Here is a 26,264-nt window from a genome sequence, read left to right on the forward strand (position 1 = left end):
CTATGGGCGCTTTTTTATGGGCTGGTAGAAAATAATTCAGGCTATTTTGCCAAAGTAAAGGGCTGATATTGGTTAAGCGATAAAATTTTCAAAATGCTGCCAAATTTTGGCCGCGGCCTTTTCAGCGCGGTCAGTTTGCTTTTTTATGCCTAAAAATTCATGTTCAATTTCCTGCAGGCAGCGGACTATTTCGGCAGCTGTAGCGCTTTCATCTTCAAGTACATCCAAGACGTCAATAATATACGCATCGTATTCGTCTTGCATCGATACATCTTTGCGGATGTTTAATGGATCCCAGTCATGCAGCAATACGTTTTGAATCTGCTGAATAAATAATTCAGAACGTTCTTCGGAATTCATGAAAGCCTCATAATATGGAACATATAGTTTGAAAAACATTATAGCTGGAATACAGCTAAAAACTTAATCATTGCCAAGATATGGCACTCATCTCCATAGAATGAGCGCTATACATTGTGCATAGGGTAGAGGCCGGAGATCAATTCAGCTAAAATGCACGCATAATTAAAATAATGGATAAAGTAAGGATAAAAAGAATGGCAAAAGCACTGGTGACTTTAGGCTCACAAACTTCACATGGCGGCGTCGTCTCTGAATGCGAAAATACCTTTACAGTTAATGGCATTGCTGTGCATTTGAACGGCATGAAGCATTTTTGTCCAAAATGCAACGTGATGACCACCGCGATTGCATCCAATCAAACTACGGTGGTTAAAGGGCGGGCAGTGGTTGTTGCTGGAGATCAAACCACCTGCGGCGCAACATTTATGCCAAATCAAAACTTGGTGGTTTCTGCGAAGTAGCAGAGGCTGCGCAGTGTAAAGGCAATGCGGGACATTGACAGACGTGCTCTTCGTCTGTTGGTGTATTGAGATGGAAGAATGACTGAATGTTCAGATGAATATGCAAAAATGCAATTACTAAAAAATGCATAACACGATAGGCTAACAGCAATAAGTCCTGTCTTTTAAATTTTATGTTTCAGCCTATACATTTTACTCATGCCAACGGTATTCCCGCTGGCAGCTATGCTAAATTTTTTCAGGCATTTGATGCAAAATATAAAATAAAAGCCATTCCTGTGCTGGGAATGAGTGCTCAATTTCCTGTGACCTATACATGGAGCCACTTGGTTAGCCAAGTGATTCAAGATATTGAACAGCAGTTTCCAAATCAGCAGGTCATTGGTTTAGGGCATTCCTTTGGCTCTTTAGTGACTTTAATGGCGGCGTATCAGCGTCCTGATCTGTTTTCGCAATTGGTCATTATGGACCCGCCTTTTGTAATTGGCCCTAAATCAGCCATTTTTGAAGGCATGCAAAAGTTAAGGCTGAAAGCAGTTGATAAAATCACGCCTGCAGCGATCACGCTCAAGCGCAATGATTGCTGGCAAAGTTTTGATGAAGCATATGCTGCGCTGCGCCATAACCGCTTGTTTAAAAATTTTGATCAGGAATGTTTTGATGATTATTTTGCACATGGCATTCGGGCTGATGAACAGCGCGGCGGCGTGATGCTGAGCATTCCTAAGCATGTAGAAGCGCATATTTTCCGTACTGTGCCGGCTTGGTGGTGGCGGACCCCGCGTAAAGCGCCGAATATGCCTGTGCACCTAATCACAGCAGATCAAAGCCATTTTTATAAGCAGGGTTTGCCGCAAGGCATGAAAAAAACTTATGGTATTGAGTTCAGTGTTGTCAATGGCGGGCATATGTTCCCGCTGGAACAGCCAGAAGTAACCGCTCAATGTGTGCAAAAAATAATAAATTTACAGGCTGTAAAAAAAGGAGATTCTTAAGAATCTCCTTTTAATGCTTTTTGAGCATTATTGGCAAGTGAGGGTAACCGGCTCATCGACTTTTGTATCGGGACTCAAGGTAAATTCACTTTTACAGACTTTATCCGCAGTTTGAACTTCCAAACTGTAATCTCTAGGCATCAAGTCATAAAATGTAACGAGACTGCTACTGGCAATCGGGTATTTCGCATTTGGAATGCCTAAAATACGGACCACGCTGCCACTGGCTAAAGCCTGCTGATTTGCATCAATAAACCTGAAAGTTACATCTCTGCTTTGATGATTGCTAATTGGAAAATCAACGATGTAGCCGCGCTGATTCATTGGCATAAAGGTATGGAATGTTTCGGCAATATTGGCATCAATGCCAACTTGGCTTTCATCAAAGGCAATGCTGTTTTTGGTATAGCCTGCTAAGTTGTAGCTGAAAATTTCCCCATTTTTATCGGTTTTTCCTATATAGGAGCCATTGCTGTACACATCAATATTTGGCGTATTTTCTAAGCGGACGAGCGAAAAACTGTTGTTGATGTATTTGCTTAGGTCAAAGCTATTGCCCAGCCAAACGAGTGACCGCATATAGCTTGCGGAGTAATATTTTTGATCATCTGTTTGCAAATACTGCAAATTCAAGTCGCCGGCGTTGGTTTTAAAGCGTGTACTGAGATTGCCGGAATATACATCATGTGAGCGGCTTGCGCCAACCGTGTAGTCGAAACCAGTGTTTTCATAAGAATACTTGTTGAACTGCAGGCTGGTCTCGTCATCATCATGCTGTGAGAAGGTGACAGAATGCTTGCGGTCATCAAAGTTATAGCTCAGCATCAAATTGACACTGGCGCGGTCGCCGCTTTCAGCATCATAGGACACGCCGAAGCTGCCAAAAAGCCCTTTTGCGAGGGATTGGCTGGTTCTTAAGTTGAAAATCCGCTGATCCTGCCGGTCAGTGCCTTCGCGGTATTTTCTTTCAACATAGCTTAACGATAGGTTGTTAATGAATGGAATTTGATTTCTGGATAAGTAGATTTGGCTTTCCTGCTTAGGCAGGTAACTGGCTGTATAGTCATCTAAACCCAGCATGCGGAATTCTGGGCTGTAATACTGAGCGCGCAAGCCAATACTGTAAGATTGCGTATCACGCTTAAATTCAGTATTGACGGTATAGCCTTCTAAACCGAGGTCATCTGCATGGCTATAGGAAGAATTCACTTCCAGCAAGCCAAGCTTATACAGATACTGACTCCATAACAGTCCGGCGCTTTCCAGTTTTTTGCTGTAGTCGGCAACAGCGCCCAGTGTCGTGGATGAACTGATGCCTCTGCGGATATAGGCGCTTCCGAACCAGTCGCGGTAATCATTGTCATCATAGGCATAGTTATAGCGGAGCTTGCCGGCGGAAATATTATAATCCGTCAATCCAGGGCGCAGCAGGCGCTGATTGACAAAGATCGGTATGCTTTTAACCGTTGTATTGCCTAAAATATTCTTTACGACAATTTCAGCATTGCCGAGGCCATTAAAGCCAAGATTGCTGTCTATATTGAACTGGCCTGGATTGACTTTGGCATTATAGGTTTGCGTGCCATTAATAATTAAATCAACGCTGGATTGAGTCAGCGCGCTGCCTTCAATCGAGGGCGTGTTCCAATAGATATAATTCGGGCGGCTGGTAAAGTTGGTGCCAAAGCTGAATCCGCCAAAATAGAAGGACTGGTTTAAGCCAGTATAGGTGCTGATATTATCGCCCAGTTTTAAACTGCTCATCTGTTTTGGAAACTCAAAACTCAATGAGGTATTTAAACGGCTGCTGTTCTGGACATTAGCCTGCTCATGATTATAGTTTTTCCGGAAAACATGGCTGCTGTTGAAGAGTATATTTTTCCAGAAGAGATTTAAATCTGTAGAGGTATTTGCCTGCTTATTAAAATCCCCATCTTGAAAATAGAGATTGTAGTTTACAAAACCGCCTAAATTGGGTAGATCCGGCAGGTATGGCTGCTGAGATGACAGCTTTTGCGCCAGCATATATTGTGCAGGAATGCTGAGCTTGAATAATTGATGCTGTTCATCCATTTGACTGCTGATATCCGGGCGGTCAATTAAACAATATTGCAGACTGTCTTTATTTAAATGGGTAAATTTGGATATATCGACAAATCCGCCTTTTAAAAGGCTGCATTCGATATAGGTCTGGCCATTCTCCCTTAAAATAAATGCATCCTGCTTCAGGTCTACACCATTAATCCAAAGCCCCAAAATTGCATTTTCTGAATTTGGGTTGCTTACAGGGGGCTTTGCTGCGGATGCCGGCGAAACATCCTGCGCTTGCGTATGTTCTAACTGAATGCAGCACAGCAGCAGGATCAGCACAGGCGGGGATTTGCGGATCTTGCATAATTGTCTTAGCCGCATTGCCATTACTCCGCCACATCAAATTGCAGGGTTTTAGAGTCTGCTGTTTGAACAATAAGTTTAAGGTTTGTATAAGGCTTAGCAGCCAGTGTATTTAAATCGAATGCAACTTGTTTATGCGGCAAAACATATTTAAGTTCTTGGGAATTAAAAATATCTTTTCCAGCAGCATTTTGCAGTTTAAAACCTGTGATTTGAAAATGGGCGGTACCTGAATTTTTTGCCAGCAGTACAGGCTGATTTTTATTGTTTTTCGCTAGCTTAAAAGACATCTCAGGCCTAAAGTTTGTACCGGCAAATAACGGAACATTAAAACTGTAAGCATATTTTAAGCCTTTAGCTTTCTCGGCATCAGGAAGGGGAATAATTTTGATCCGCCATGCGGCTTCTTCCTGCAGCTGCATGGACGCAATAGGCTGCTTGAATCCCATGCGGATAATGCGCTTGCTGTTCGGTTCAAGCATAAAAGTAAGCGGATTGATCATCAATTCTGTATCTGGAGTTAAGAGTTCATGGCCCTGATCATCCTGCGTCCAGCGGAATACATGAACTTCATAGCTTTGCGGCGGCTCTTCATTTGAAGAAATCACATTTATGGTGGTTGTGCGCTGCCCCTTATCGCCAGTGATGAAAAGCTTGATTGGAAAAATAGACAAATCAGCATGTGCAGGGATGCTGACTGCCCCGATTGAAGCAATAAGCAGGCACGATAATTTGTTCAAGATAGATGGCATTTATTCTTTTTTTCCTTAATAAATCTAAAAATTAAACCAATTCAAAATAGCCGCAGGGCTTTTTCTGGCGCATAAAAAGCCCTGCGGGCGAATGAACCGGCTTGATGGGGGTATATGATTTTATTAACAAAATAAATTAAATATTCCGCAGCGCAGATCTAATTTATTCATGACTTCAGATGATTTATTTAAAATCAGTTCCGTTCAATGGCGCATGGCCAGCTAAAATATTTTGAGGCCGCATGGCTTAAGAATATATAAGTTAAGAAACATAAAATGAATTTATGTTTCTTAATGAAATCAATTAATAGGATATTTCAATCGTAACTTCGTCGGTGTAGTCTGTTGCAAGTAATGAGGACAGCGGAAAAGCTGGAGCGCTTGCGGTTAATGTATAAATTTCAGGCGTTGCGGACAGCCCCGCTGTAACTTTAGTGCCTGCCGCATTATTCACAGGTACATTGCGTAAAGGGCTGGTTAAGGTAATTGGATATGCAATAAGCGAGGTTCCTTTAGGGCCGGCATAGCGCAGCCATGATTGATTTACAGAACCGTTAGGGTTCTTGGTTTGGGCCGAAATTGTATAATCCGTATTGCACATGACACTGAATGTTTCATTTACAGACGTACCATCAACTGGCAGCGACTTTGCAACCGTCGTGCCGGCTTTGGAGAGCGTACATGCGGTTGGAACAGTCAATGTATACTGCACAGTGACACTTTGTGTTGCGGCATGCGCTGCAAAAGCGCTTGAGCCAAGCAGCAAGGCGCTGCTTATTTTGAAAAGTGAATGCATATTTTAAATTTCCCAATACTTGAAAAACGAGTTTTGTTGTCGATGAATAAAAATATATTTATAAAATGTTAAATATAGAATTGAGTTTAGATTTGAATGATTTATAGGGAATAACTAAATTTAGGTATTTTGAATTCATTCGGCGTATGGTTTGATCAGCAGCCTGATAGATATAACCTAATAATCCGAAACTTAATATTGAATGACATGGCGCTACCATTCAGCTGCGGAGAAAGTGAGGCTTGCCCTGTAAGTGCCGACTGGATATTGCGCTAAATCTTTATAGTGAGAAGAGGAAAGTTGCGCATAGGTGGTCAGGTTTTTGGTTTGGCTTGAGCTGCTGAAGTGGCTGTTGAAATCTGCATCAGCATTTGCAGCGGTCATTGATGCGCCTAAGGCAGGATGGTTTCCATCCCAATCTCCTCCGATTCTGGAAAAGAGGCTGACCGGAATATAAATATCGGGTTTTCCATCTAGACGGAAAACTGAACTATTGCCTGCGGGATTAGACCAGTGAAAAGAAGGGCGCACTCGATTTTTACAGTTTTTAAATTCTGCAGATACGCGTCCGGCTTGAGCGTAATTTAAATTAACATTTGTGACTGGCGCCGTAACGGTGCAGTTGCCGGCGTAGCTGTTCAGCGTAAACGCGCAGCTGAGTATTGCGCTTAAAAAAGCTAAATTATTAATTTTGAGCATGGGCAGTCAGCTTTAATTTATTTCATAGTAAGTGAAACTATGCTGCTGCAATGCTGTTTTAGCGATACCTAAATTTAGGTATATATCATGAATTTCCAGCCCGCATGCAAAATACTTATTTTTAGGTATGTCCATGAAAAATTAAAATGACTATAAAAATAAGCGTTAAGTATTCCATCAGGCAGTATTTAACGCTTATAAAGCATTATGATAACAAGGAAAATATTATGAATCATGCAGTTGGCGCTTGGAGTGCGAAAAAAACTCCACTGTTGGGCAGCCCAGTATGGAAAACATTTGATGAAATTTTTTCAAAGCTTCTGGGCTGTGAATATACTTTAACGGCTTATTATGAGCAGGTTGTTGCTGGAACGCATTATTGTTTTGAGGTGGAAGTTAAGCCAATTTACCCGAATGCTGTCAGTACAACCAAATGGGCTTTAGTTTTTAAACCGCTGGAAGGCGCTGCAGTATTGGAAGGCTTCTACGATACGCTGCCAATCAAGTAAGCTGTTTGAAGAAATACTAAAGGCTGTGCTGCTTTTAGTATTTCTGATCCGCTGAGCTGCATAAAAATTCAGAACTGTACAGCAGCCCGATATTTTTTTAATAAAGTTTCTATTTAAAAAATGCCTTTCTGGCCCAGTCATGGTTCAATTCGGCGACGCGCGAGAATCCGTTTAAGCCGTTCAGTTGAATTTCCGCCTTTTGGCTTGCTAAGCTACTAAAAATTATCAAAAAAATAGTGAATGCCTAATTAATAAATCCCCAATTCTAGGGATGGAAATTATACAAAATATAGCAAAAAATATAAAAAATATATCGGACAGTCAAATGCTGAATCTGAATTTCCCTTTACTTAAGCCCATATTGATTCTGGAAGATGATCCCTGCGCTCAGGCGCGCATCCATAATATTCTGAAAACTTTTGGCTATCTGGATGGCGACTTATTTTTCTCGCAGACCGTAGACGGGGCAAAGCAGATTTACCGGCAGAACTGTATCGGTTTTTTCTGGTCGATTTGGATCTGCCTGATGGCTGCGGCATAGAGTTTATTCAGTCCCTGTGCCAGAAGCATGCGCAGAATGCTCCCGTATTGGTCTTATCGGCATGGAACACTACGGAGATGATCTATAAAGCTCTGGCTGCCGGCGCTAAAGGCTATGCTTCAAAGGAACGGGATGATATTGAGCTGATGTTTGCAATCCGCACCATGCTTAAGGGGGAGGCAGTTATTGATCCAGGCATTGCAAAAGAAATTTTAAAGCAGCTGCATGCGGCGCAAGTGCAGGCTGTGGCAGGCGCAGCTGCAAACCTTCAGGCAAACCTGTCCAGCCGTGAACTGGAGATTCTGAATTTTATCGCCAGCGGCTTCAGCAGCCGTGAAATAAGCGAAAAAATACATATATCCCGCTTTACAGTTGATGTGCATATCAAGAAAATTTATCAAAAGCTGCAAGTCAATTCGCGGACCAAAGCCGTGCATCTGGCGAAGCAGATCGGCTTATTGAGCTAGCTGCTGCCTGAAGCAGTTAGCGGATTTTGGCTTCATCCAGATGGCGCGCGCCTTCCAGAATCATCCGAATCATAATCATGGTTTGTTCAGCCACTTCTTTGCGTTCATCTGCCGGCAAATCGATAACTTTTGCGCCCATATTAAATACCAGCTGAGTAATGCCCTTGGCGACAATGTCCGGATGCGCCAATTTGCTTTGGTTGAGCCTTTCCAGAACAATCAGATCTTCTTTCAGTTCCTGCTGGAAAAAATTCAGCTGGCGTTCTACAGCCTGTTTATACGAGGCTGAACCAGTATAGCCTTCGCGCAGCAATAGGCTTAAATTGCCTTTATCAATATTGAGCTGTTCTATAAAGACTTCAACAGAACTGCGGATAATGCTGTTTTGTTTAGATGCTTTCAGCCGCGCTTCATGCAGAATTTGACGCAGCACCAAGCCTGAACGGTCAATCAGTTCAATAGCCAGCTCATCAATATCTTTGAAATGGCGGTAAAAGCTATTTGGCGCAATGCCGGCTTCCCGTGCGACTTCACGCAGGCTCAATGAGGCGATGCTTTTTTGCGGACCAATTAAATGCAATGCTGCTTGAAACAGTTCTTCTTTTGTAATGGTCGCTTTACGCCCAACTGTGCGGACAGCATTTGTTTCAGGGATTGCTTGTTCTTGGAGCATAGTACCTATTTTCGCTTTCAATGCAGACGGAGTCATATTTTTCAAGGGATTAGAAACCATACCATATTATCGCAAAAGCTTACAGTTTTTGTAGGGTTTAGATAAAATGAACGAATATATATACAAATATATATACATGTGTATAATAATTATAAAACCGCAATGAGATGTCTATGACAATGCATGCACTTCAGAAAACGAACCAGCCTTTGAGTTTCTTTACAGAAAGCGTTATCGACTTTAATGCTGTCAATTTTTGGCTGCAGAAATTCAATCCGCTTTGGTCGAGCAATCAAGCTTTGGCGAAAGTCGTGCATAAGGAATTTGCCGCAGATGACATGGTCAGTTTAACTTTGCAGGTCAACCGCCATTTTAAATTCGGTGAAGCAGGTCAGCATCATCCAATCTTTGTAACGGTCAACGGCGTACGTTATGAACGGACTTACAGTTTGACCCAATTGGATCATCAGCATGTGCTGCTGAGTGTGAAAAAAGTAGAAGCAGGCAAAGTCAGCACATGGCTGACAGAGCAGGCAAAAGCAGGCGATATTCTTGAATTTGGCATCCCATTCGGCGACATGACAGTTCCAATGGATAAACCTTTGGTTTTGCTGGCGGCAGGTAGCGGCATTACGCCGATGTACAGTTTGCTGAAATCCTTAAGCCAAAACAATCAGCTCAACGCACAGCCGATCCAATTGATGTATTGGGTAAAGCGTCATGAAGATGCGGCGTTTAAAGCGATTCTTGAAGAATGGTCGGAAATAAACCCAAATTTCAGTGTTCAGATTTTCTATACACAAGAAGCGGAGCATGATGCGCGCTTGAATGAAGCACACGCGGCTGAAATTGCAAATTTAGCAGAAAGTACAGTCTTTGCTTGCGGTCCTTCAGGCTTTTCTGGCAAAGCAGAAGCGTTATTTGCTCAAACTGCGCAAGTGTTTAAAAGTGAAGCATTCAGTATGAGCCTGGCGCAAACTGACGATATTGGTTTTGTGAATGTCACATTAATGCAATCCAATAAAGTGGTCAGCATTCCGAAGGGCCAGTCTATATTAGTGGGCTTGGAACAGCAGAATATTAAGCCGACGCATGGCTGCCGGATGGGCATCTGCAATAAATGCGTGTGCAATAAGGCTGAAGGCGCAACTAAAAATTTATTGAACGGCGCACAAAACTCAGAGCCTGGTAATGCATTGAAAATTTGCGTGAACTCGGCCCAGTCTGATCTCGTGATTGATTTATAAGGTAGGACAATTAACATGAATATGCCTGTAAAATTTGAATATTTTAAAAACCCGAAAAATCGTGAGCTGAGCCAGACTGACTTAGATAATCTTGCGCTTGAGCTGGATGCGATTAAACAAGAAGTGCTGGATGATATTGGTGAGAAAGACGCCAAATATATCCGTCGCGTTTATTCAACGATCCGCTATTCGTCATTGGCAGGCCGCGCGCTGTTATTTGCAGGATGGTTTCCGCCGGCGTGGGTGCTGGGCACAGGCCTTCTTGGCTTTGCCAAGATCATGGAAAATATGGAATTGGGCCATAATGTCATGCATGGCCAATATGACTGGATGAATGATCCTAAGTTCCAGGGGCCGAGCTACGAGTGGGATATTGTCGGCACTTCAGACAACTGGCGTCAAACCCACAACTATAAACATCATACATATACCAATATTAAAGGCATGGATGATGACATCGGTTATGGTATGGTGCGTTTGTTCCCTGAGCAGCGCTGGAAACCGGGTTATATTCTCCAGCCGCTGTACAGCATTCCATTTTGTTTGCTATTCCAATGGGGGGTTGCCATTCAGAACCTAGAAATCGGTAAACTGCTGTATGGGCGCAAGACTAAAGCGCAGGCCAAAGAAGAATGGAAGCCGATGCAGAAAAAAATTACCAAGCAATTGTTTAAGGACTATGTCTTTTTTCCATTAATTGCAGGGCCTGCTGCTTTACCGGTCTTTACTGGAAACTTAGTTGCAAACGGAATCCGAAATATTTGGACTTTCAGCATTATTTTCTGCGGGCACTTTACCAAAGATGTAGAAGTGTTCCCTAAATCTGTACTGCAAAATGAAAGCCGCGGTCATTGGTACATGCGTCAAATCCGCGGTTCTTCAAACTTAACAGGTTCAGAGGCATTCCATATTTTGACCGGCCATTTAAGCCATCAAATTGAGCATCACTTATACCCAGATGTTCCGGCACGCCGCTACCGCAAAATGGCGCCAAAAGTGCAGGCGGTTTGTGAAAAATATGGCTTGAACTATAACAATGCCAGTCTGGTTAAACAGTATGGCAGCGTCCTTAAGCGTATTGTGAAATATGCGTTTCCATTTAAAAAGTAAGCCGTATGCAATATGAATTGCACAATAAAAAAGCCATGCAATGCATGGCTTTTTTATTGTGCAAAATTACGTTGTTTTAAGATTGAATCAGTTTAGGAATGATTTAAGGTGTATGGGCATAGCTGCTTGAGGGAGGATAAGTCAATTTTGGCAGATCTGTATCGTTTCCGACCATAAAGCGGTGGTTTGCTAGTTCCAGCATTTCCTGATCTTCAAAACTGTTGCCATAGGCATAGATATTGGCGTAATCCTGCAGATTAAATTTTTCTAAAATGCGCAGTTTTTTCTGTTCACCGCTGCAGTCTGCAGTCTGGTAGTGCCCTGTGATTTTTTGGTTTTTAATTTCGACTTCAGAGCAGATCAGGTCTATGCCTAATAATTGGCAGATGGGTTTTAAATACAGATCGACTGACGCGGAAACCAGCGCAACATCATGGCCTAAATTTTGATGTTCGCGCAGCTGCTTGAGCAGGGCAGGGTTCAGTGAGTCCAGCAGTTTTGCAGCATATTCTTCCGCGATGCGCTGTACATCAAGCGCATCTGAATTGCTGAACATAGCGCGGTACAGTTTTGGGCGCATGGCATGCGCGGGGTAAAGGTTTAAATAGTAGCCTTGAATCCACGGCAGGATTTTAATCCCTTGACGGACAATATGCCGCTTCCGAAGCGAATAAAAAATAAACCCTGTAAAACTGTCTTTGCTGCACAGGGTTCCATCAAAATCAAAAAGTGCTAAATTTTTAGATGTTTTATTCTGTTCATGCATGTTTGATAGCGTCCGTTTACTCTGCTCGCGAACCAATTGGTGTTGTAATCTCTGCTCAGTTTTGGTCCCGAAATGACAACCTCAGGCATCATGGCATAAAAAGGTTCTTTGCCGGTTTTCTCTTTGTACAATTTGGTGACAGCACGGTAGGTGGCTGTATCTTCAAAATCTTGGTCTTTTTCTTTCTTTAAATCAGCTCTGATTTGGCGCGGCGTCAAAATAACGTTATTCGCCGAAAAGACTTTAAGCAATTCTCGTTCAGATTCACTTTTTGCTGAACGCGGAGAACCGTCTTTATCATACAGCAATAAGTCGCCATCCAGACTTAATTCGGCTTCTGTCAAATCATTCAGCATGCTTTGAAAGGCTGCGTTGCGGCTCGAATAGCGCCCTGAGTTGTAGTCAGCAAAGCGGTAAATAGGCTTATCATAATCAGCCGGGTACATCATGAGGCGGTGGATGCCGTAATACATGCCGCCGTACTGGGTATACATATCTGAACGCAGTTCAGCAATACTGCCGCCTTGGCGTTTATGCTCTTTGGCATAGCCAATATGAACCTGCATAGAACCCAGAGTAGTAATCGGGTTCATTTTTTCACCGATGTCCTGACCGACCAGTTTGGCTGCGCCAGTTAATGCGCTGACATGGTAATGCTTAGACATATAGTCAAAAATTTCGCGGTACAGCTCGTCCAGCTGACGTTCTGTTGTGACTTTGCGCATTTGGCTTAAATAATTATTGTCTGGGCTGGGCTGAGTCTTCAGAACTTCTTCAAAATAGCCCGCCATTGTACCGCCAATACCGTCGCCTAATTTTTCTTTAAACTTCTCGTCTAAACGGGTTTGCACTTCTTTAACCGCTTTTTCACCAAGGCCCGGCACCTGCGGGTCAGCAACAAAGTTGGATTCCTGATCAATCACAGCCACAATGGAGCAGATGTTTTGCTTGGTCTGAGGAATGCCCAGCTGATCGGTAATGTCGTAAATATCCTGCGCCCAGGATGAGCGGTTTTGCACCCGCGGTGGAATAGCCTTGCGGATTTGTTCTGCATTTAAGGTGGGTTCATCATTTTTAGACCACCAAGACCCATTGCCGCAAGCCGCTAAACTGATTGAGAGAGCTAAAACAGATATTGTTCTAACACGGGCAGAGTATGCAAAAGTTTTTTTCATATCGTAGAAAGCATGTTCCGAAAAGATGAGCCGCAGGGCAGATGCAGTATACTATGGCTGCTGGTAAAAGGATGAATTAATCTTGTATCCTTCTTGAAAATACAGCAAGTTTTTGGCCTTTGTCTATGCTGTTGAGCAACTATTTTATTGGCACTGTTTTGCTCGGCGTCTACTGGTGATTTGGCAGTTATTGCAGCTTATCATATCGGCTATGATTTTCAGGTTCTAAGGCTTGTCAGAAGCTTGAAGTGCGGGGAGCTGAAATTCACACCTGTGAAAATGGCGCAGCGCGATGAGGAGCCAACTAATAAAAATAATACTGCATGAATGTTTGAGTGTTTTATGCCTGCGGTGGGCATAGGCGGTTTGTTAAACAGGACTTTCAGTCTAAATTGCTCTTCTGCATGGTAATTTTAAGATTCATTTCATCTTGAGTTGGTAAAAAGTATAAACGGAAACTGAACTTGAATTTTTGTTAAGGAAAACGAAAATATCTGGATGATATAAGTTCAAGATTCAGTTTCTGCTTTTAATTTTGAGCAAATCTCCATGAAAATTCGTTTTCTTCTTAATATTCTTGCAGCATCACTTTCGGCCTCTGTATTTTGCGCTCCGCTGACATGGGCTAAAGCGTCATCCAGCGACCAAACTTTGACCGTGATTGGCTATCATGAAATTACCAATAAGCAAAATGCGCTTATTCCTGAGTATGCTGTAAGTTCGGCTCAATTTGAAAAGCATATCGAATGGCTGAAAAAGAATGGCTATCATTTTATCAGTGTCGATCAATTGCTGCAGGCGCATGCAGGCAAAGCACGCTTGCCCGTTAAACCGGTATTATTGACTGTAGATGACGGCTATGAGTCTTTTTATCAAAATGCCTACCCAATCATTAAGGCTAATAAAATACCTACAGTGCTGGCTGTGGTCGGCTCTTGGCTGGAACCGGCGGAAAATCAGAAAATCAATTTCTCAGATGAGATCATTCCGCGCAATGCAATGCTGTCGTGGGAACAGCTGAAAGAAATGCAAAACAGCGGTTTGGTTGAAATTGCCAGCCACAGCTACAATCTGCATCGCGGTATTTTAGGCAACCCGCAAGGCAATTCAGAGCCGGCTGCGGTAACACGCCTATATGACCCGAAAACAGCCTCTTATGAAGATGACCTGCATTATCAGCAGCGCATTACTGAAGACTTAAGGCACAACAATCAGCTTTTGAAAGCGCATGGCATTCAATCCCCGCGGGTGATGGTTTGGCCTTACGGACGCTATAATTTGCAAACAGTGTCAATTGCCAAGCATTTGGGCATGCCGATAGCTATCAGTTTGGATGATGGCGCTGACTCTGTGAAAAGCGCGCTGAACCAATTAAACCGGATCTTGGTAGACGGCAATATGTCCACCAATGATTTGGCGCAGGAAATTGAAAACCGGCAAAAGAATTTGGGCGATAACAACCGTCCGCAGAAAATCATGCATATTGATTTGGACTATATCTATGATCCGAATCCTGCGCAGCAGGAGCGGAATCTTAGCAATCTGCTGGACCGCATAGAAACCATGAAAGTGAATACAGTATATTTGCAGGCATTTTCAGATCCTGATGCGAACGGCTCTGCGGATATGGTGTATTTCCCGAACCGCTATTTGCCAATGCGTGCCGACTTATTCAACCGAGTGGCTTGGCAGATTCAGACCCGCACTCATGTCAGCCGTGTATATGCATGGATGCCTTTGCTGGCGTGGGAGCTGCCAAAAAACAATCCAGTGGCGAATGATGTTGTTGTCACGCAGCAAAGCGGTGACAGCGCACATTTAAATATGGGCTATAAGCGCCTCAGCCCTTTTTCTTCAGATGCGCGTAAAACCATTGCCGGCATTTATACAGATTTGGCAAAGTCTGTGCCTTTTAATGGAATTCTGTTCCATGACGATACGACTTTGTCCGATTATGAGGATGCCAGTCCTCAAGCCATGCAAGCCTATGCGTCTATTGGGCTGCCAAGCGATCTAGCTGCAATCCGCAGCAATGATGCCGATTTGCAGAAATGGACTGCGTTTAAAACAAAATCGATTGATGATTTTGCTTTGTCTTTAGCTGCGGATGTCCGCCAATATCAGCCATTTCTGCTGACCGCGCGCAACCTGTATGCGCAGGTCGCGCTAAAGCCTTATGCGGAAAACTGGTATTCGCAGTCTTTAGAAGAATCTTTAAGACGCTATGATTTCACGGCCATTATGGCGATGCCATATATGGAGCAGGCGCCGAATAACGCGCAGTTTTATCAGGATATTGTGAATCGGGTCAAAAAATATCCGAATGGCATTAAGAAGACCGTATTTGAGCTGCAGGCGGTAGATTGGCGCAGCAATCAAAAGATCCCATCTGATGAGATGGCTAAAACCATTCAGTCCTTGTATGAACAGGGTGCAATGCATGTTGCCTATTATCCGGATGATCCAATTAAAGATCATCCAGACAGCAGCGTAATGCGCAAAGCCTTTGATTTGAAATCAAGCAAACTTATTCCTTAGAGGAATTGATTATGTCAGCATTTCAGCATTTTTGGCATTCAGCTTTGCACTTTGTTTTTTATTATCCATTGTTTATGTCATATCTTTGGATGGTTGGGGCATTGATTTTCTATTGGAAAGAGCGAAAAGATCCGCCTTATCAGCAGCCTGCAGCTTTAACAGAGTACCCAAAAGTTGCAGTTTTGGTACCTTGCTTTAATGAAGGTGATAATGCGGAAGAAACACTCAGCCATGCGCTAGCGCTGCAATACCCGAATTTTGAAGTGATTGCGATCAATGATGGCAGTTCTGACAATACAGCAGAAGTTTTAAACCGCCTCGCCCTGCAGTATGAAAAGCTCCGCGTGGTGCATTTGGCGCAAAACCAAGGCAAAGCGATGGCCTTGCAGGCGGGCAGTTTATTGACGGATGCCGAATATTTAATTGGTATTGATGGTGATGCGCTGCTCGACCCGCATGCGGCGTCATGGATGATGCGCCATTTTCTTGAAGATGAAACCGTGGCTGCTGTAACCGGAAATCCTCGTATCCGCACCCGTTCCACATTAATCGGGCGGATTCAGGTCGGAGAGTTTTCTTCCATTGTCGGCATGATTAAACGTGCGCAGCAAAGCTTCGGTAGGCTGTTTACAGTGTCGGGTGTCATTACCGCTTTTCGTAAAAGCGCTGTGCACGCTGTTGGATATTGGTCGCCAGATATGCTGACTGAAGATATAGACATCACTTGGAAGCTGCAGCGGGCAGGCTGGAATATCCATTTTGAACCCAATGCGCTGGTTTGGATACTGATGCCTGAAACATTGAATGGCTTGTGGAAACAGCGTCTGCGCTGGGCCATGGGCGGGGCGCAAGTGCTGCTGAAAAATATTGATGTCTTGATGAAGCCGCAGCTGAACTTCTTATGGCCGCTGATGATGGAACTCATTTTGACTCTGGTCTGGTCCTATTTGATGCTCCTCTTGGCTGTGGTCTGGCTCGTGCATTTTATTGTGCCTATCACAGGTGTTGGAGATATCGGTTCACCATTTTTGCCGTATGGAACGGGGATGCTGCTGGGGGCAACCTGCCTGCTCCAATTTGCGATCAGCAAATGGATGGACAGCCGTTATGAGCCCGCCTTAGCAAAGAATTATTTTTGGATGATTTGGTATCCCTTTGTATTTTGGCTGATTACCATTACCGCAAGCATTGTGGCTTTTCCAAAAGTTTTAAAATTAGGTACAGGACAGCGTGCGCGCTGGGTCAGTCCAGACCGCGGCATACGCATCAACAATTCATTAGAGAATAAAACAAATGAAAAATAACGGTTTAATTATTGATTTGCGCCGTCATCTGCCATGGCATAAACGCTATGCATCCAGTACCAGTACGGCAGTGATGTGGGCGGTATGGCTGCTGCTGTGGCGCCCAGTTCTACTGATTGCAGGTTTCATGAGCTTGCAAAAGCATCATGTATTGCAGCATTTATTTGGCGCTTTTGGTTTGGGTCTAGAACACGGCATAACCGCATTGCTGGCCTGCGCAGCAGCTTTACTGCTGTGGTCCAACTATATGCCTGCTAAAACTGTGCAAAAAACACAGCAAAAAACCATGACCGATTATGTGCATCATTTTAATGTGCCTGTACAGGAAGTGGAGCAAGGGCGCCAGCAGAAAATCAGTATTGTTCATCATGATGAACAGGGAAAAATTGTGCGCATTGAAACTTAAATTTTAAATAGCTGAACCGAATGGCCTGACTGCTGCATCTAAAGCTTTCACGCTCAGGGCTTATTATATTTGCTCATCATTGGCTAGAGTTTTTGCGCAGAAAGTTTTAGACTTGCTTCCCATTGAAATTTCTCTTTCAATGGCTGTCACGTTTTCTTTGCCTGTGTATCAGCATTGCGGTTTCCTTTGTCGGCTATTTAGAAAATGCCTTTTTCTATTTGGTTTTTCAGCAAGGCATTCTGCACAACGTACAGCATCATCCTCGCGCGTGGACACTTTTGCATGACTCAGCATATTGTAATCAAAGAATTGTTTGATAAACCTATTGGGAAAAAACTGTGGGTTGCGCCGATGGCGGGTGGGATAGATAATTAAGTAAATAATATTAAAAACAATAACTTGTTAAAAATTGTTTGGCGTAAGGCGTAAATTTGGCGTAAAAAATGAGGTGAAATTAATTCACCTCACTCCAGTTCTTTTTTGATTCTTCCTGCAATGAATCCAACCAAATAGCAACATCGGATAATTTCACAAAATACTCAGACTTATTCCCATCAGTTTTGAATGCAGGGAAGGGTAATTTACATTTTGCCGCACGTTGCTTGGCTGCCGGCAAATCCATATGAGGCATGTAATCTTTAACAATGTCTTTTAAAGCTACAACTGGACGTTTGTAGCGAAGGATTAACATTAAAGATGTATCAATCTGATCATCTTTTTCATTGTTTCTAACAGCTGATCCCATTTAAGACACCTCCTTCAAACTTTTTCTAACTGCCGCTGGCAACCCATCTGCCGCAGCCAATTTTTCATCTATAAGCTTGTATAACAATGTGACTAATTCAGCCGGCAATGTTGTCGTGTAAAACATTTCTGATACATGGCGCGGCGCCAGTTCTTCGCGGAACTCTTCTAAAAGTTCGATTTCTGCTGGGGAGAGTTCAGTCATTTGCTGGCTCCAAACAGTAGATAATCGCAAATTCAAGTGATGGAAATAGTTCTTCTATCTCCCCACCATCTTGGTCATCATCATCTTCGCATTTCTTTCCAACTGCGAAATGCATACTGTCACAATGAAACCAAACGTGTTTGCCATTAATAAAAATGTAATCATCATCAAAATCTACAGTTGCTTTAATCATGGCCTTGCTCCTGTGCTTCAATCATTGCATTTAGATCTTGTTGAATTGGAAGCAATTCACCCAGTGCCAACAGTGAATATTCTTCAAACAATGCTTCAATCCCGTCAACTGCTTTTGCTAAGCGATCTTTTGACACCAAAACAAATCCTTCCGGCACCGATTGGGCTTTAGCTTGCCATGCAACCCATTGAGCATTCGCATACCCAACAGAGTATGAGTTATCCTCTTCAACATAATCGCAAGATATTTGGCGGCCGTTATGGAATGATTCCCACCAATTTTCAAAAGCTTCTTTTTCTTTCTGAATATCCATCAGACTTCCACCTCATCAGATAACTGAACTGAGACGCGGCCAACAGCTAAATCTTCTGCTAGAAAACAAACTTTCTTTAACCCAAACACATCCTGCAGCAGTTCGGTGAGTTGACGCATGTTTAGACTCACTGATTTTTTCTGCACAACCACTGTTTCAACCATGGCCTTGTAGCTAGCCAATGGATCAGCTAATTGCGCAGCTGACTCTATGGAATCCATATGCTGAATCAATACCTCTTCAGATGAAGGGGAATGTTCAATTTCTGTAGATGTATTTTCATCTGCAGTGACGGCAACTGTTTCTGGTGAATCAGTCATTTCAGGCTGGGGTGGAGCTTCGGCAGGTTTAGCTTTCATGCTGTACACACCTATATTTTCTTCAACCAGGTGAAGCTGAGTTGCCAGAACATTTTGAACAGTCTTCACACTTAATCGAGTGTTGTTGGCAATTTGAGCCACGGATAGCCCGAATGGGTCATTTTCTAAAGCAAAGAGCACCTTTTGAATGTTTTTGTGCTTTTTAATGTCTTCGTCAGAAGTGCGTACATCATTATGTGTTTTAGTGTTCATCGTTATAGTCCTGAAATTTAAATAGGGAGCCTAGGTGTTTGCCTAGGCAGATTTAATTGATTACATCAAGCCCAATTCATTGAGCTTTTTGCGCAATGTGCCACGATTCAGGCCTAGCACTTCTGCAGCTTGAGTTTGATTGCCGCGTTCACAAACCATCACTTCTTCCAAAACAGCTTTGTTAAATGCATCCAGCAGCATTTGGTAAACCTTGCCTCGGTTGTCATTGTTTTTCATGACTTCTAAGATTGTTGCTGGATTGATATTCAGCAAATCGGCTACTTGTTTTTCCTGTTGTTCCATCTGTTTATTCCTAAGCAGCATCTGCTGATTTTTTCACTTTAATTTGAGATCTTAATTTGCGCATGAATGGGGCGCCGTGCTTTAAGTACACTTTTAAAAACACTCTGTACCGTGCTTGAGCGTGATCATTCATTGAGCCATTGCTTCCAAATACGATTGAAGGTTCACCTTCTTTAATGAAGATTGCTTTTTTCTTTTTGCAATGCTCAACAGGGATATAGCCGTCATTCATGACAAAGGCTGCAAATGGAAGCATCATGTATTCATGGACTTCAGATGCGCCCTTGGGTTCAAGTTTCGCTTTGAGGTAGTCCATTCACAGTCTCTGATTCTGCTGTTTCACCGATTGCGCCGGCGGCTGTTTTTGCTGCATCGTCTTCAAACAATTTCTGAACTGTGCCAAGCACATTGTTTGTGGAAATGCTGACGCGTTGTGGGAATGATCCGCCACTGGCTAAAATAAGCGCTTTAGCATGATTGATAGCGGACTGCTCATTTAAATGCACCATTTTGCGCTGTAATAGCGACTTCTGAGAATCATCGCCACGCCAAATTGAATTGGCATAAAAATCAGCACGTGAAAGGGAAGGAAAAAAGAATTCTGTACCTTCCGCTAATTCGGTTGTTTCGGCTTCAGTATATAAGTGGCCTTCAATGCGCGTCATGTTTGCAGCTAAGCGAAATTCAAAACCAGGCAGAGCGTACACATTGCCACTAAATTCAGTAACGGGTGCGAATTCATTAATAGCTGGCACAAGTGAGGGATTGCGGCATTCAATGTTTTTGCCAGCCATCATTAAGGTGAATGCTTGTTCAGGAGTAAGTAAGTTCATTTTTAATTTCCTTAGGCTGCAGACTGCTCAGGCCATTTATCAAAATTGTTTAGACGGGCATTTTTACTACGGTCAATTGAAATTGTTTTGACGCTATCAACCATCAAATTACATTCTTTAACGCGGCGTTCTGCTGCACTGTGGCTGGGAGCTTCGACACGGCCTTTAATTACACCGCGACCACCTTGGACTTTTGCGGTGTATTTCCAGATATAGAGATGCATTAAATGTTCTCCAAAGCTTTGCGAAGGTAAGGATCCACCTCAGGCTGTTTAAGCAGCCATGCCACATAATCAGAAGGCAATTCTTTGATTGCTGTGCCACGATGCTTGCCAAAAGTTATGATGTTAGGGATGCGCGCTTGCTCAGATATAAGCCAGAGAGAGTTCATATCTTTGATTGCCAGCTTTTCTAAAATTGCCAGCAGTAATACACCAGTGAAATAAATATCAGCCTTGGCATTATGAGCGCCGCGAAGATGACGCTTAGCTGTAACCAAGTCATCCATTACGTGGTAGTACATCGCACTCAGGTTATGGGATTCAAGTTCTGGCCACACCATTCGGGAGAGGGCCAAAGTGCATACGCCTTTCACTTGAATTGTCTGTTGGCATTTTTGCAATGCTCGAATGTCATAATCAATGTTATGACCAATGATATGTGTGATGCCTTCGGGCAACTTAAATGTGCTGTAGAGTGGCTTGTTCTCAATTTCTGAAGGCAGAATGTGATGAACCGCCATGGCACCTAAGCTGATTGGGTCAGGGCAAGAGAAAAAGCCATCAAAAGCATTCTCTTGATCAATAACCAATTTCCCTTGATCAAATGCACAGTTTGCATAGGCAATCTCAATGGGATAACCATTCATTGTGTTGGTTTCAGTGTCTGCGATTATTGCGTTCATGCTGTAGCAGTTCCTTGATTTGTTTTGGTATTGATATAAGCAACTACATCGTTAAATCGTTCAGCTTCAATCCCCATTAAGCTGTCAATGCCTTGTTCTTCACAGAAGGCAACAATGTCTATGTTGAGCTGAGCAAGCAGCTCTTGAATATGGTCGCGCTGTTCAGGGGAGATGCCATAAAAAGTATTTTGTTTAGGGTCGATAAATTTCTGCTTTTCCTTGTCATAGACAAAACCAAGGTGCAGAGATTTAGCTTTCAAAAACTTGCGCATTTCTAGGTAATGAACATGGTCTTTATCCAGCTGCTCACACAATTCGTTAATACTTGATGCGTAAATAGCCTGGTCACATTCAGCAAAAAACTGATCACGCTGCTCAATGGCTTTCATTGTTTCCAACTGAGCTGGCGTCATAATGTTTAAATGATCTTTTGCTTGCTGAATCAGATCCGCAAAAAAAGTTTGTGCTTGCATTAGATTAGGTAGAACAATATTCCCGCCCGTATCAGCACCGAGATTTCCAGAGTTTTTGGCATGATGAGAGTTTGAAGCTTGAAACTTCAACACTCGTACAATTTGACCATCTGCTGCTTTTTCATAAGTTAGATAAGCCATAATGTCGGAAATGCGGTAAAGCACATCGCGGTTTTTACCTGTCATTGAAGGTCGATGAATTAACAGGTCATCATTTCGCTGTTCTTCTGCATGACCAATGAAAACAATATCTTTGCCATAGCTGCGAATGCGGTTGATCAAGCTAATAAAGTCATTACCTGCATAACCTTGGGCTTTCAGCGTAAGATTTCCGTCGCGTTGAGTATTTCCTTTAATGCCTTGATAATAGATTTTTACGCAGTCCAGCATGGTGCCAACAGTGTCAAAAACCACAGTTTTAAAAGGTTTTAGATCTTCCTCTGTGACATTGGATACATCAGTCCATTTTTGCACCTGAACAGCTGTTCCTCGACGCAAAGCACCAACACGATGTACACCTTTATCAAAGTCAAAAAGAATAGGGGCATTGGCGGTAAAAGCTAAAGATGACTTACCAATGTCTGGATCAGCGTAGTAATACGCAACAATTGTTTCGACATGAATTGGCTCATCAGCACGAACTACATTAATTAAAGCCATATTACGCTCCAAACAGTGCAGTTAGGATCAGTGACAGCACACACCAGCTAACCAATAGGATTAAGCCTGCAATCAATGAATCCTTTAAATCAGCGATTAAAAATGCTGAAAATGGAGTTTGCATTTCTTCTGCCGTTGGATGCCGGTACAGCACTGGTTTTGTATTGCTTTCGTTTTTAACAAAAACAGGTGTATTGCTATGTGAAGCGATTTCTTTCATACTGAATCCCGTAAGCACCGATATGTGTATGTTTAAAAGGCCCTGTCTTCCGACCAAGTTGTACAGGGCTTTTTAATGTTTAAAATTAAGCAGCGAAAGTTCCAATTCGTACTGGGTTTTCAGGAAGCAATTCGATTACTTTTTCTTTAAATTCCTGAATGATTTCATTGCACAGCAATTCTTCTTTGACGATCTGTAAAGCAAATTCAGGTTCACCGCCTGAGCCATTCACCACTAAACGCAATTTAATGGTTTTTTCTTCAAGGCCCACATACGCTGTATCTTGAATTTCAAAATAGCTTGGCAACTTACCTACAGTGGCAGAAGCTTCAACGCGCTCAAGTTTTGAGCGAGATTCGCTCATGTTATTTACTTGGCTGTCTTTCGATGCAGATGCATCAACTTTCATATTGCGAACGGCATTGAGTGCTTCACCAGTATTAATAATTTCGCCTGAATCAGTGGTGGCAACCAGCACACCCGCCCAATCTTCAAGAAAAATGGCAAAGCGTTTTTGACTAAGCTTTGTGTCTTTAAGTTGGTTTAATTTATTCCAGACCACGGTGGGCTCAAGTTTTAAAACAGCAGTATGGTCACAATGGCCTTGAGCAAAATCAGGTTGGAAATAATTCAGCAGTGCTGTGGCACTTACATTTTTGTGATCTACAAAAACAGGAGCTGGATCAGGAGTAGTACCAGCGAGAACATATGTTTTAAAGTCTTCGAATGAAGGGGTATTTAAAACACCGCGTGCACGGTTACGGCCATCTTGAAAACGTTCTAAATCTACAACTTTGTATTCGTTATTTACTGCTGCCAGCTCACCGCGAATTAAGCCTTTAACTGGGTTTGCTAATTCAGCGATTGCTTGAGCTTCTGTAGTACGTTCCATGGTTTTACCTTTGTGGTTGGGTTGGTTTAAAAAGAGTGGACAGAATTAGGGGTTAAACTTCTTCTTTTTTGAATAACTGGTCTGTGTGCGATGCAAAAAGAGTTACGTCACCACCAAGGTTTACGTGCATAGGAGTTTTTTCGTTGTGTTCTTCAGCACGCTTACCTTTTGCAAGTGGCTCATTAAATGAAAGCTTGCTTTCGACTTGCACCTGGCGCGAATCTGCAATTTGCGTAAGTTTTAACTTGATGGTGATGTCACCCATCTTTCCAGTTTTAATAACGCTGTTTGCAACATCGCTTACAACAACACCGAGCTGCTTTGAAAAAACACCGCCGCCGATGTCTTCTATGAATTGCTGTGAATCAGTTTGTTTATTACTCACTTTTTATCTCACGTTGGGTTAATGTGTGAAATAATAATAGTATTGTTATTATTTATATGCAATAGCATTGTTAGTATTTTTAATTAAATAATAACCATGTTTTTTTGATATACAAAAAAACCCATCAAATGATGGGTCAACGGAGGAAAGGGAACATTTTAGAAAAAAAGTTAATTTATATGGTTATTAGGGATACTTTTAGATAAAGATACGATTAATGTTGCTTGATTGGCATCATCGGAATTTCATCACGATGGCGGCTTGGTGGAATTATCTCAACAACAGGTACAATCCGTTCAACATCTGTCATATCAAATGTTAATCGCTCGTTTCCATTTACTGCAAGAACATGCAAAACCCCGTTAATTACGCCAATAAATTCCTTTATGGTACGCCGACCATCTTTTAACTGAACCTCTACAAACTCTGTTATTTGTGGTTCTAGATCAGGGTCACAAACCAGAAACCACCCACTTCTAATGACTGGATACATGGAATCACCTGTACCTTTGACAGCATAAGCGTATTGTCCAGCAGTTAATGTAGGGACAAAACCATCACAACCATCGCCAGAATCTGAAAAATACCCGTCCATTCCCATTTTACTGTAACTCTTTACAGGGACCCATCTTCCGCTTGGCATTTGACTTATACTTTGGGATTCATCAGGACTTTTAGAAGTTGAAGATACAGAATTGATTTCTTTAGCAAGTTCTGGACTTATATCGTATGGATTTACTTCGAGAATATTGGATAATTTAATGAGGGCATCTAGATTTAGTGGTGTTCTACCGTTCAAATAGGCACTAAAAGCTGCCTGAGTATTCCATCCACAAGCTTCAGAAATATCCTCTTGAGTGACTTTGCGTCCTTTTGTTTTCGCTTCTTCTTTATATTTATCCCATGCATTTTTTAAACGAGCAGCATCCTGTTTACGCTCTAACGAAAGCTGTTTTCTCACCATGTTAATACTTCTAAGTTAAATATCTTAGCATATATTAATAGCGTTGCTATTAAACAACAAATAGCATTGTTATTGCATTAAAATAATAACAATGCTATTGTAAATTGAAATTTACTAATACTGTTATTTTATGGCATTAATTCTTTTGAAAGACATGGTTGAGCAGGAAGGGCAAGTTCAGGTAGCTAAGAGAATTGGATGCCATCAAACAGCCATCAGCTTAGCAGTAAGAAAAAACAGAGTAATACATCTGGAAATTGAAGACGGAAAAGTGACTTCGGGCTATGAAATTAAGCCTGCTTTTGGGTTGCCATTCAAGAATGAAGATCCCCTATCTATAGAAAGCTTGTCTACTGCCAAAAATAAATAAGAATTATGGGAGATCAGTCATGAATGCTTTGGTTAAACCTGCGATTGCAATTGATGGTTTTGAAATCAGAACTGATGATGAAGGTCGTTTTTGTTTAAATGACTTGCACAAAGCAAGTGGGGCTGATGTCAAGAATAAGCCTTCAAACTTTATGCAGAACGATAAAACGCAAGCTCTTGTACGAGAACTGATCGGTGATGGAAATCCATCATCGGTTCAAATTCAGCCATTAAGTGTAATTCGTGGCGGCTTAGAACAAGGTACTTATGTTGTCAAAGAATTGGTTTACGCATATGCGATGTGGATTAGCGCTGCTTTCAATTTAAAAGTGATTCGAACTTTTGATTCTGTATCCAATTGTGCAGCAGTTACTTTGCCTAATTTCACTGATCCAGCTGCTGCTGCGCGCGCCTGGGCTGAACAATTTGAAGCAAAACAAATTGCTGAAAAGAAAGTAGCAGAATTGGCGCCTAAGGCTGAAGCATTAGACACAATTGCCGACACAGCAAACACGTATTGCATACGTGACTGCGCCAAAACTATCCGTATTAAAGAAAAAGATTTAATTCAGCTTCTTATAGAGAAGAAATGGGTATACCGCGATGCAGATAAAAAGCTGCAGCCGCACGCACAGTACGTCCTCAATGGCGTATTTGTGAACCGCACTTCACCAGTAATAAAAAATCAATATGACGGGCAGGAGCGTGTGTTCTTACACATGCGTGTCACTGCATTTGGCCTGACTCGAATTACAGGTCTTGTAAACAAATCTAAAAAGGAGAAAACAGCAGCATGAATGAACATGTTTGCCAGAACAAATGTTCTGAATTTAAGAACGAACAGTGCAACAACTGTTTGATTGAACAAATTGAAAAGCGGGAATTTGATTTAGGCCTTGCGCCTGATGATGTCTATGAGAAAGACGGCAAAACTATCCTTCAAGGGATGGAAGAGTCATTTATTGAAGTATTTGGCGTAACAACACTGCCATAAAAAAAACCCCGATCTCTTACATCGGGGCCATGTCCAACAACAGG

Annotated in this window: 36 protein-coding genes; 13 read left to right on the forward strand and 23 right to left on the reverse strand. The window is 42.4% G+C overall.

From position 1 onward, the window contains the following. Window positions 1-72 precede the first annotated feature (72 nt). Window positions 73-360, reverse strand: coding sequence for a hypothetical protein (locus tag OKC24_RS01620; protein ID WP_228257562.1), 288 nt, complete (start codon window positions 358-360; stop codon window positions 73-75). A gap of 197 nt (window positions 361-557) precedes the next feature. Between OKC24_RS01620 and OKC24_RS01625 the strand changes: the two genes are divergently transcribed. Then, window positions 558-824, forward strand: a complete 267-nt coding sequence (locus OKC24_RS01625; RefSeq protein ID WP_265464598.1) for a PAAR domain-containing protein — start codon at window positions 558-560, stop codon at window positions 822-824. Between the two features lie 173 nt (window positions 825-997). Next, on the forward strand, window positions 998-1,819 hold the full coding sequence (locus tag OKC24_RS01630; RefSeq protein WP_130144577.1) for an alpha/beta fold hydrolase: 822 nt from the start codon (window positions 998-1,000) through the stop codon (window positions 1,817-1,819). 27 nt (window positions 1,820-1,846) lie between these two features. Here the strand turns inward: OKC24_RS01630 and OKC24_RS01635 are convergent, their stop codons facing one another. The 4 genes from OKC24_RS01635 to OKC24_RS01650 form a co-directional block, all read right to left on the reverse strand. Next, window positions 1,847-4,231 (reverse strand): fimbria/pilus outer membrane usher protein, encoded by a 2,385-nt coding sequence (locus tag OKC24_RS01635; RefSeq protein ID WP_265464600.1) that lies wholly within the window; start codon window positions 4,229-4,231, stop codon window positions 1,847-1,849. Between the two features lie 5 nt (window positions 4,232-4,236). After that, entirely contained in the window at window positions 4,237-4,965 is a 729-nt protein-coding gene (locus tag OKC24_RS01640; protein ID WP_130144581.1) for a fimbrial biogenesis chaperone, read from the reverse strand. A 304-nt stretch (window positions 4,966-5,269) separates the two neighbouring features. Continuing rightward, the gene (locus OKC24_RS01645) at window positions 5,270-5,761 is read right to left on the reverse strand and encodes a spore coat protein U domain-containing protein (protein WP_130144583.1); all 492 of its coding nucleotides are present in this window, start codon (window positions 5,759-5,761) and stop codon (window positions 5,270-5,272) included. Window positions 5,762-5,974: 213 nt separating this feature from the next. Continuing rightward, window positions 5,975-6,460, reverse strand: coding sequence for a hypothetical protein (locus tag OKC24_RS01650; RefSeq protein WP_130144585.1), 486 nt, complete (start codon window positions 6,458-6,460; stop codon window positions 5,975-5,977). A 227-nt stretch (window positions 6,461-6,687) separates the two neighbouring features. On the opposite strand from OKC24_RS01650, the gene OKC24_RS01655 reads away from it, so the two are divergent. From OKC24_RS01655 to OKC24_RS01665, 3 genes are all read left to right on the forward strand, one after another. Continuing rightward, the gene (locus OKC24_RS01655) at window positions 6,688-6,969 is read left to right on the forward strand and encodes a hypothetical protein (RefSeq protein ID WP_130144587.1); all 282 of its coding nucleotides are present in this window, start codon (window positions 6,688-6,690) and stop codon (window positions 6,967-6,969) included. A 325-nt stretch (window positions 6,970-7,294) separates the two neighbouring features. Further along, window positions 7,295-7,510 (forward strand): hypothetical protein, encoded by a 216-nt coding sequence (locus OKC24_RS01660; protein WP_265464604.1) that lies wholly within the window; start codon window positions 7,295-7,297, stop codon window positions 7,508-7,510. After that, window positions 7,483-7,977 (forward strand): response regulator transcription factor, encoded by a 495-nt coding sequence (locus OKC24_RS01665; protein ID WP_265464605.1) that lies wholly within the window; start codon window positions 7,483-7,485, stop codon window positions 7,975-7,977. Before OKC24_RS01660 ends, OKC24_RS01665 begins: the two co-directional genes overlap by 28 nt. Window positions 7,978-7,993: 16 nt before the next feature. On the opposite strand, the gene fabR is transcribed toward OKC24_RS01665, so the two are convergent. Further along, complete coding sequence (fabR, locus tag OKC24_RS01670; RefSeq protein WP_026253432.1) at window positions 7,994-8,686, reverse strand: HTH-type transcriptional repressor FabR; 693 nt, start codon at window positions 8,684-8,686, stop codon at window positions 7,994-7,996. A 143-nt stretch (window positions 8,687-8,829) separates the two neighbouring features. Between fabR and OKC24_RS01675 the strand changes: the two genes are divergently transcribed. Both OKC24_RS01675 and OKC24_RS01680 read left to right on the forward strand, forming a co-directional pair. Next, window positions 8,830-9,897 (forward strand): ferredoxin reductase, encoded by a 1,068-nt coding sequence (locus OKC24_RS01675; protein WP_213073142.1) that lies wholly within the window; start codon window positions 8,830-8,832, stop codon window positions 9,895-9,897. 15 nt (window positions 9,898-9,912) lie between these two features. Then, the gene (locus tag OKC24_RS01680) at window positions 9,913-11,007 is read left to right on the forward strand and encodes a fatty acid desaturase family protein (protein ID WP_131275900.1); all 1,095 of its coding nucleotides are present in this window, start codon (window positions 9,913-9,915) and stop codon (window positions 11,005-11,007) included. A gap of 103 nt (window positions 11,008-11,110) precedes the next feature. Here OKC24_RS01680 and OKC24_RS01685 read toward each other — a convergent pair whose 3' ends face one another. Together OKC24_RS01685 and OKC24_RS01690 are read right to left on the reverse strand one after the other, a co-directional pair. Continuing rightward, window positions 11,111-11,773 carry an HAD-IB family hydrolase gene (locus OKC24_RS01685; RefSeq protein WP_131275899.1) on the reverse strand — a complete coding sequence of 221 codons (663 nt, stop codon included), beginning with the start codon at window positions 11,771-11,773 and terminating at the stop codon, window positions 11,111-11,113. Continuing rightward, window positions 11,740-12,948, reverse strand: a complete 1,209-nt coding sequence (locus tag OKC24_RS01690; RefSeq protein WP_131275898.1) for a DUF1615 domain-containing protein — start codon at window positions 12,946-12,948, stop codon at window positions 11,740-11,742. Before OKC24_RS01690 ends, OKC24_RS01685 begins: the two co-directional genes overlap by 34 nt. Window positions 12,949-13,497: 549 nt before the next feature. Between OKC24_RS01690 and pgaB the strand changes: the two genes are divergently transcribed. The 3 genes from pgaB to pgaD are packed head-to-tail and all read left to right on the forward strand — an operon-like array spanning window position 13,498 to window position 17,196. Beyond that, complete coding sequence (pgaB, locus tag OKC24_RS01695) at window positions 13,498-15,486, forward strand: poly-beta-1,6-N-acetyl-D-glucosamine N-deacetylase PgaB (RefSeq protein WP_265464607.1); 1,989 nt, start codon at window positions 13,498-13,500, stop codon at window positions 15,484-15,486. Window positions 15,487-15,497: 11 nt separating this feature from the next. Next, window positions 15,498-16,790, forward strand: a complete 1,293-nt coding sequence (gene pgaC, locus OKC24_RS01700; protein ID WP_131275896.1) for a poly-beta-1,6-N-acetyl-D-glucosamine synthase — start codon at window positions 15,498-15,500, stop codon at window positions 16,788-16,790. Then, entirely contained in the window at window positions 16,780-17,196 is a 417-nt protein-coding gene (gene pgaD / locus OKC24_RS01705) for a poly-beta-1,6-N-acetyl-D-glucosamine biosynthesis protein PgaD (protein ID WP_130144603.1), read from the forward strand. The genes pgaC and pgaD overlap by 11 nt, the downstream gene beginning before the upstream one ends. A 454-nt stretch (window positions 17,197-17,650) precedes the next feature. Here pgaD and OKC24_RS01710 read toward each other — a convergent pair whose 3' ends face one another. From OKC24_RS01710 to OKC24_RS01780, 15 genes are all read right to left on the reverse strand, one after another. After that, window positions 17,651-17,941, reverse strand: coding sequence for a pyocin activator PrtN family protein (locus OKC24_RS01710; RefSeq protein ID WP_265464609.1), 291 nt, complete (start codon window positions 17,939-17,941; stop codon window positions 17,651-17,653). Beyond that, window positions 17,942-18,145, reverse strand: coding sequence for a hypothetical protein (locus tag OKC24_RS01715; RefSeq protein WP_265464610.1), 204 nt, complete (start codon window positions 18,143-18,145; stop codon window positions 17,942-17,944). After that, window positions 18,138-18,338: a hypothetical protein gene (locus tag OKC24_RS01720; RefSeq protein WP_265464611.1), complete on the reverse strand. Its 201-nt coding sequence runs from the start codon at window positions 18,336-18,338 to the stop codon at window positions 18,138-18,140. Before OKC24_RS01720 ends, OKC24_RS01715 begins: the two co-directional genes overlap by 8 nt. Continuing rightward, complete coding sequence (locus tag OKC24_RS01725; RefSeq protein ID WP_265464612.1) at window positions 18,331-18,651, reverse strand: hypothetical protein; 321 nt, start codon at window positions 18,649-18,651, stop codon at window positions 18,331-18,333. The genes OKC24_RS01720 and OKC24_RS01725 overlap by 8 nt, the downstream gene beginning before the upstream one ends. Then, a complete protein-coding gene (locus OKC24_RS01730) occupies window positions 18,651-19,223 on the reverse strand; it encodes a hypothetical protein (RefSeq protein WP_265464613.1) in 573 nt (190 codons plus the stop codon). The genes OKC24_RS01725 and OKC24_RS01730 overlap by 1 nt, the downstream gene beginning before the upstream one ends. Before the next feature lie 60 nt (window positions 19,224-19,283). Further along, the gene (locus tag OKC24_RS01735; protein ID WP_307735398.1) at window positions 19,284-19,460 is read right to left on the reverse strand and encodes a helix-turn-helix domain-containing protein; all 177 of its coding nucleotides are present in this window, start codon (window positions 19,458-19,460) and stop codon (window positions 19,284-19,286) included. A 76-nt stretch (window positions 19,461-19,536) separates the two neighbouring features. Further along, window positions 19,537-19,842, reverse strand: a complete 306-nt coding sequence (locus OKC24_RS01740; RefSeq protein WP_265464614.1) for a hypothetical protein — start codon at window positions 19,840-19,842, stop codon at window positions 19,537-19,539. Next, the gene (locus tag OKC24_RS01745; RefSeq protein ID WP_265464616.1) at window positions 19,817-20,323 is read right to left on the reverse strand and encodes a hypothetical protein; all 507 of its coding nucleotides are present in this window, start codon (window positions 20,321-20,323) and stop codon (window positions 19,817-19,819) included. The genes OKC24_RS01740 and OKC24_RS01745 overlap by 26 nt, the downstream gene beginning before the upstream one ends. 47 nt (window positions 20,324-20,370) lie before the next feature. Next, window positions 20,371-20,583, reverse strand: a complete 213-nt coding sequence (locus OKC24_RS01750) for a hypothetical protein (RefSeq protein WP_265464617.1) — start codon at window positions 20,581-20,583, stop codon at window positions 20,371-20,373. Beyond that, entirely contained in the window at window positions 20,583-21,263 is a 681-nt protein-coding gene (locus OKC24_RS01755) for a 3'-5' exonuclease (RefSeq protein WP_265464618.1), read from the reverse strand. Before OKC24_RS01755 ends, OKC24_RS01750 begins: the two co-directional genes overlap by 1 nt. Beyond that, window positions 21,260-22,396, reverse strand: a complete 1,137-nt coding sequence (locus OKC24_RS01760; protein ID WP_265464620.1) for an ATP-binding protein — start codon at window positions 22,394-22,396, stop codon at window positions 21,260-21,262. Before OKC24_RS01760 ends, OKC24_RS01755 begins: the two co-directional genes overlap by 4 nt. A 1-nt stretch (window position 22,397) precedes the next feature. Beyond that, window positions 22,398-22,616 carry a hypothetical protein gene (locus tag OKC24_RS01765; protein ID WP_265464621.1) on the reverse strand — a complete coding sequence of 73 codons (219 nt, stop codon included), beginning with the start codon at window positions 22,614-22,616 and terminating at the stop codon, window positions 22,398-22,400. A gap of 85 nt (window positions 22,617-22,701) precedes the next feature. Further along, complete coding sequence (locus tag OKC24_RS01770) at window positions 22,702-23,508, reverse strand: DUF2303 family protein (RefSeq protein ID WP_265464622.1); 807 nt, start codon at window positions 23,506-23,508, stop codon at window positions 22,702-22,704. Between the two features lie 52 nt (window positions 23,509-23,560). Further along, window positions 23,561-23,893 carry a YfdP family phage-associated protein gene (locus tag OKC24_RS01775; RefSeq protein ID WP_265464623.1) on the reverse strand — a complete coding sequence of 111 codons (333 nt, stop codon included), beginning with the start codon at window positions 23,891-23,893 and terminating at the stop codon, window positions 23,561-23,563. Window positions 23,894-24,107: 214 nt separating this feature from the next. After that, on the reverse strand, window positions 24,108-24,857 hold the full coding sequence (locus OKC24_RS01780) for a LexA family transcriptional regulator (protein WP_265464625.1): 750 nt from the start codon (window positions 24,855-24,857) through the stop codon (window positions 24,108-24,110). Between the two features lie 130 nt (window positions 24,858-24,987). Here OKC24_RS01780 and OKC24_RS01785 point away from each other — a divergent pair, with 130 nt between their 5' ends. The 3 genes from OKC24_RS01785 to OKC24_RS01795 are packed head-to-tail and all read left to right on the forward strand — an operon-like array spanning window position 24,988 to window position 26,220. Then, the gene (locus OKC24_RS01785) at window positions 24,988-25,227 is read left to right on the forward strand and encodes a Cro/CI family transcriptional regulator (RefSeq protein WP_265464626.1); all 240 of its coding nucleotides are present in this window, start codon (window positions 24,988-24,990) and stop codon (window positions 25,225-25,227) included. Window positions 25,228-25,246: 19 nt separating this feature from the next. Beyond that, window positions 25,247-26,023, forward strand: a complete 777-nt coding sequence (locus OKC24_RS01790) for a phage antirepressor KilAC domain-containing protein (RefSeq protein WP_265464627.1) — start codon at window positions 25,247-25,249, stop codon at window positions 26,021-26,023. Beyond that, window positions 26,020-26,220 (forward strand): hypothetical protein, encoded by a 201-nt coding sequence (locus OKC24_RS01795; protein ID WP_265464629.1) that lies wholly within the window; start codon window positions 26,020-26,022, stop codon window positions 26,218-26,220. Before OKC24_RS01790 ends, OKC24_RS01795 begins: the two co-directional genes overlap by 4 nt. The last annotated feature ends 44 nt before the right edge of the window (window positions 26,221-26,264 follow it).

This window comes from Acinetobacter entericus (assembly GCF_026168575.1).
Taxonomy (GTDB): Bacteria; Pseudomonadota; Gammaproteobacteria; order Pseudomonadales; family Moraxellaceae; genus Acinetobacter; species Acinetobacter bouvetii.

Bases quoted from the DNA above. Each gene is read 5' to 3' on its own strand.
- OKC24_RS01725 (WP_265464612.1), bottom strand. From the start codon at position 18,651: ATGGATATTCAGAAAGAAAAAGAAGCTTTTGAAAATTGGTGGGAATCA.
- OKC24_RS01780 (WP_265464625.1), bottom strand. From the start codon at position 24,857: ATGGTGAGAAAACAGCTTTCGTTAGAGCGTAAACAGGATGCTGCTCGT.
- OKC24_RS01745 (WP_265464616.1), bottom strand. From the start codon at position 20,323: ATGATGGCTGGCAAAAACATTGAATGCCGCAATCCCTCACTTGTGCCA.
- OKC24_RS01660 (WP_265464604.1), top strand. From the start codon at position 7,295: ATGCTGAATCTGAATTTCCCTTTACTTAAGCCCATATTGATTCTGGAA.
- OKC24_RS01685 (WP_131275899.1), bottom strand. From the start codon at position 11,773: ATGCATGAACAGAATAAAACATCTAAAAATTTAGCACTTTTTGATTTT.
- OKC24_RS01625 (WP_265464598.1), top strand. From the start codon at position 558: ATGGCAAAAGCACTGGTGACTTTAGGCTCACAAACTTCACATGGCGGC.
- OKC24_RS01760 (WP_265464620.1), bottom strand. From the start codon at position 22,396: ATGGCTTTAATTAATGTAGTTCGTGCTGATGAGCCAATTCATGTCGAA.
- OKC24_RS01770 (WP_265464622.1), bottom strand. From the start codon at position 23,508: ATGGAACGTACTACAGAAGCTCAAGCAATCGCTGAATTAGCAAACCCA.
- OKC24_RS01795 (WP_265464629.1), top strand. From the start codon at position 26,020: ATGAATGAACATGTTTGCCAGAACAAATGTTCTGAATTTAAGAACGAA.
- OKC24_RS01715 (WP_265464610.1), bottom strand. From the start codon at position 18,145: ATGACTGAACTCTCCCCAGCAGAAATCGAACTTTTAGAAGAGTTCCGC.
- OKC24_RS01710 (WP_265464609.1), bottom strand. From the start codon at position 17,941: ATGGGATCAGCTGTTAGAAACAATGAAAAAGATGATCAGATTGATACA.
- OKC24_RS01740 (WP_265464614.1), bottom strand. From the start codon at position 19,842: ATGGACTACCTCAAAGCGAAACTTGAACCCAAGGGCGCATCTGAAGTC.
- OKC24_RS01750 (WP_265464617.1), bottom strand. From the start codon at position 20,583: ATGCATCTCTATATCTGGAAATACACCGCAAAAGTCCAAGGTGGTCGC.
- pgaB (WP_265464607.1), top strand. From the start codon at position 13,498: ATGAAAATTCGTTTTCTTCTTAATATTCTTGCAGCATCACTTTCGGCC.
- OKC24_RS01720 (WP_265464611.1), bottom strand. From the start codon at position 18,338: ATGATTAAAGCAACTGTAGATTTTGATGATGATTACATTTTTATTAAT.
- OKC24_RS01790 (WP_265464627.1), top strand. From the start codon at position 25,247: ATGAATGCTTTGGTTAAACCTGCGATTGCAATTGATGGTTTTGAAATC.
- OKC24_RS01635 (WP_265464600.1), bottom strand. From the start codon at position 4,231: ATGCGGCTAAGACAATTATGCAAGATCCGCAAATCCCCGCCTGTGCTG.
- fabR (WP_026253432.1), bottom strand. From the start codon at position 8,686: ATGACTCCGTCTGCATTGAAAGCGAAAATAGGTACTATGCTCCAAGAA.
- OKC24_RS01675 (WP_213073142.1), top strand. From the start codon at position 8,830: ATGCATGCACTTCAGAAAACGAACCAGCCTTTGAGTTTCTTTACAGAA.
- OKC24_RS01630 (WP_130144577.1), top strand. From the start codon at position 998: ATGTTTCAGCCTATACATTTTACTCATGCCAACGGTATTCCCGCTGGC.
- OKC24_RS01655 (WP_130144587.1), top strand. From the start codon at position 6,688: ATGAATCATGCAGTTGGCGCTTGGAGTGCGAAAAAAACTCCACTGTTG.
- OKC24_RS01755 (WP_265464618.1), bottom strand. From the start codon at position 21,263: ATGAACGCAATAATCGCAGACACTGAAACCAACACAATGAATGGTTAT.
- pgaD (WP_130144603.1), top strand. From the start codon at position 16,780: ATGAAAAATAACGGTTTAATTATTGATTTGCGCCGTCATCTGCCATGG.
- OKC24_RS01640 (WP_130144581.1), bottom strand. From the start codon at position 4,965: ATGCCATCTATCTTGAACAAATTATCGTGCCTGCTTATTGCTTCAATC.
- OKC24_RS01645 (WP_130144583.1), bottom strand. From the start codon at position 5,761: ATGCATTCACTTTTCAAAATAAGCAGCGCCTTGCTGCTTGGCTCAAGC.
- OKC24_RS01620 (WP_228257562.1), bottom strand. From the start codon at position 360: ATGAATTCCGAAGAACGTTCTGAATTATTTATTCAGCAGATTCAAAAC.
- OKC24_RS01690 (WP_131275898.1), bottom strand. From the start codon at position 12,948: ATGAAAAAAACTTTTGCATACTCTGCCCGTGTTAGAACAATATCTGTT.
- OKC24_RS01650 (WP_130144585.1), bottom strand. From the start codon at position 6,460: ATGCTCAAAATTAATAATTTAGCTTTTTTAAGCGCAATACTCAGCTGC.
- OKC24_RS01735 (WP_307735398.1), bottom strand. From the start codon at position 19,460: ATGAAAAACAATGACAACCGAGGCAAGGTTTACCAAATGCTGCTGGAT.
- OKC24_RS01680 (WP_131275900.1), top strand. From the start codon at position 9,913: ATGAATATGCCTGTAAAATTTGAATATTTTAAAAACCCGAAAAATCGT.
- OKC24_RS01765 (WP_265464621.1), bottom strand. From the start codon at position 22,616: ATGAAAGAAATCGCTTCACATAGCAATACACCTGTTTTTGTTAAAAAC.
- OKC24_RS01730 (WP_265464613.1), bottom strand. From the start codon at position 19,223: ATGAACACTAAAACACATAATGATGTACGCACTTCTGACGAAGACATT.
- pgaC (WP_131275896.1), top strand. From the start codon at position 15,498: ATGTCAGCATTTCAGCATTTTTGGCATTCAGCTTTGCACTTTGTTTTT.
- OKC24_RS01785 (WP_265464626.1), top strand. From the start codon at position 24,988: ATGGCATTAATTCTTTTGAAAGACATGGTTGAGCAGGAAGGGCAAGTT.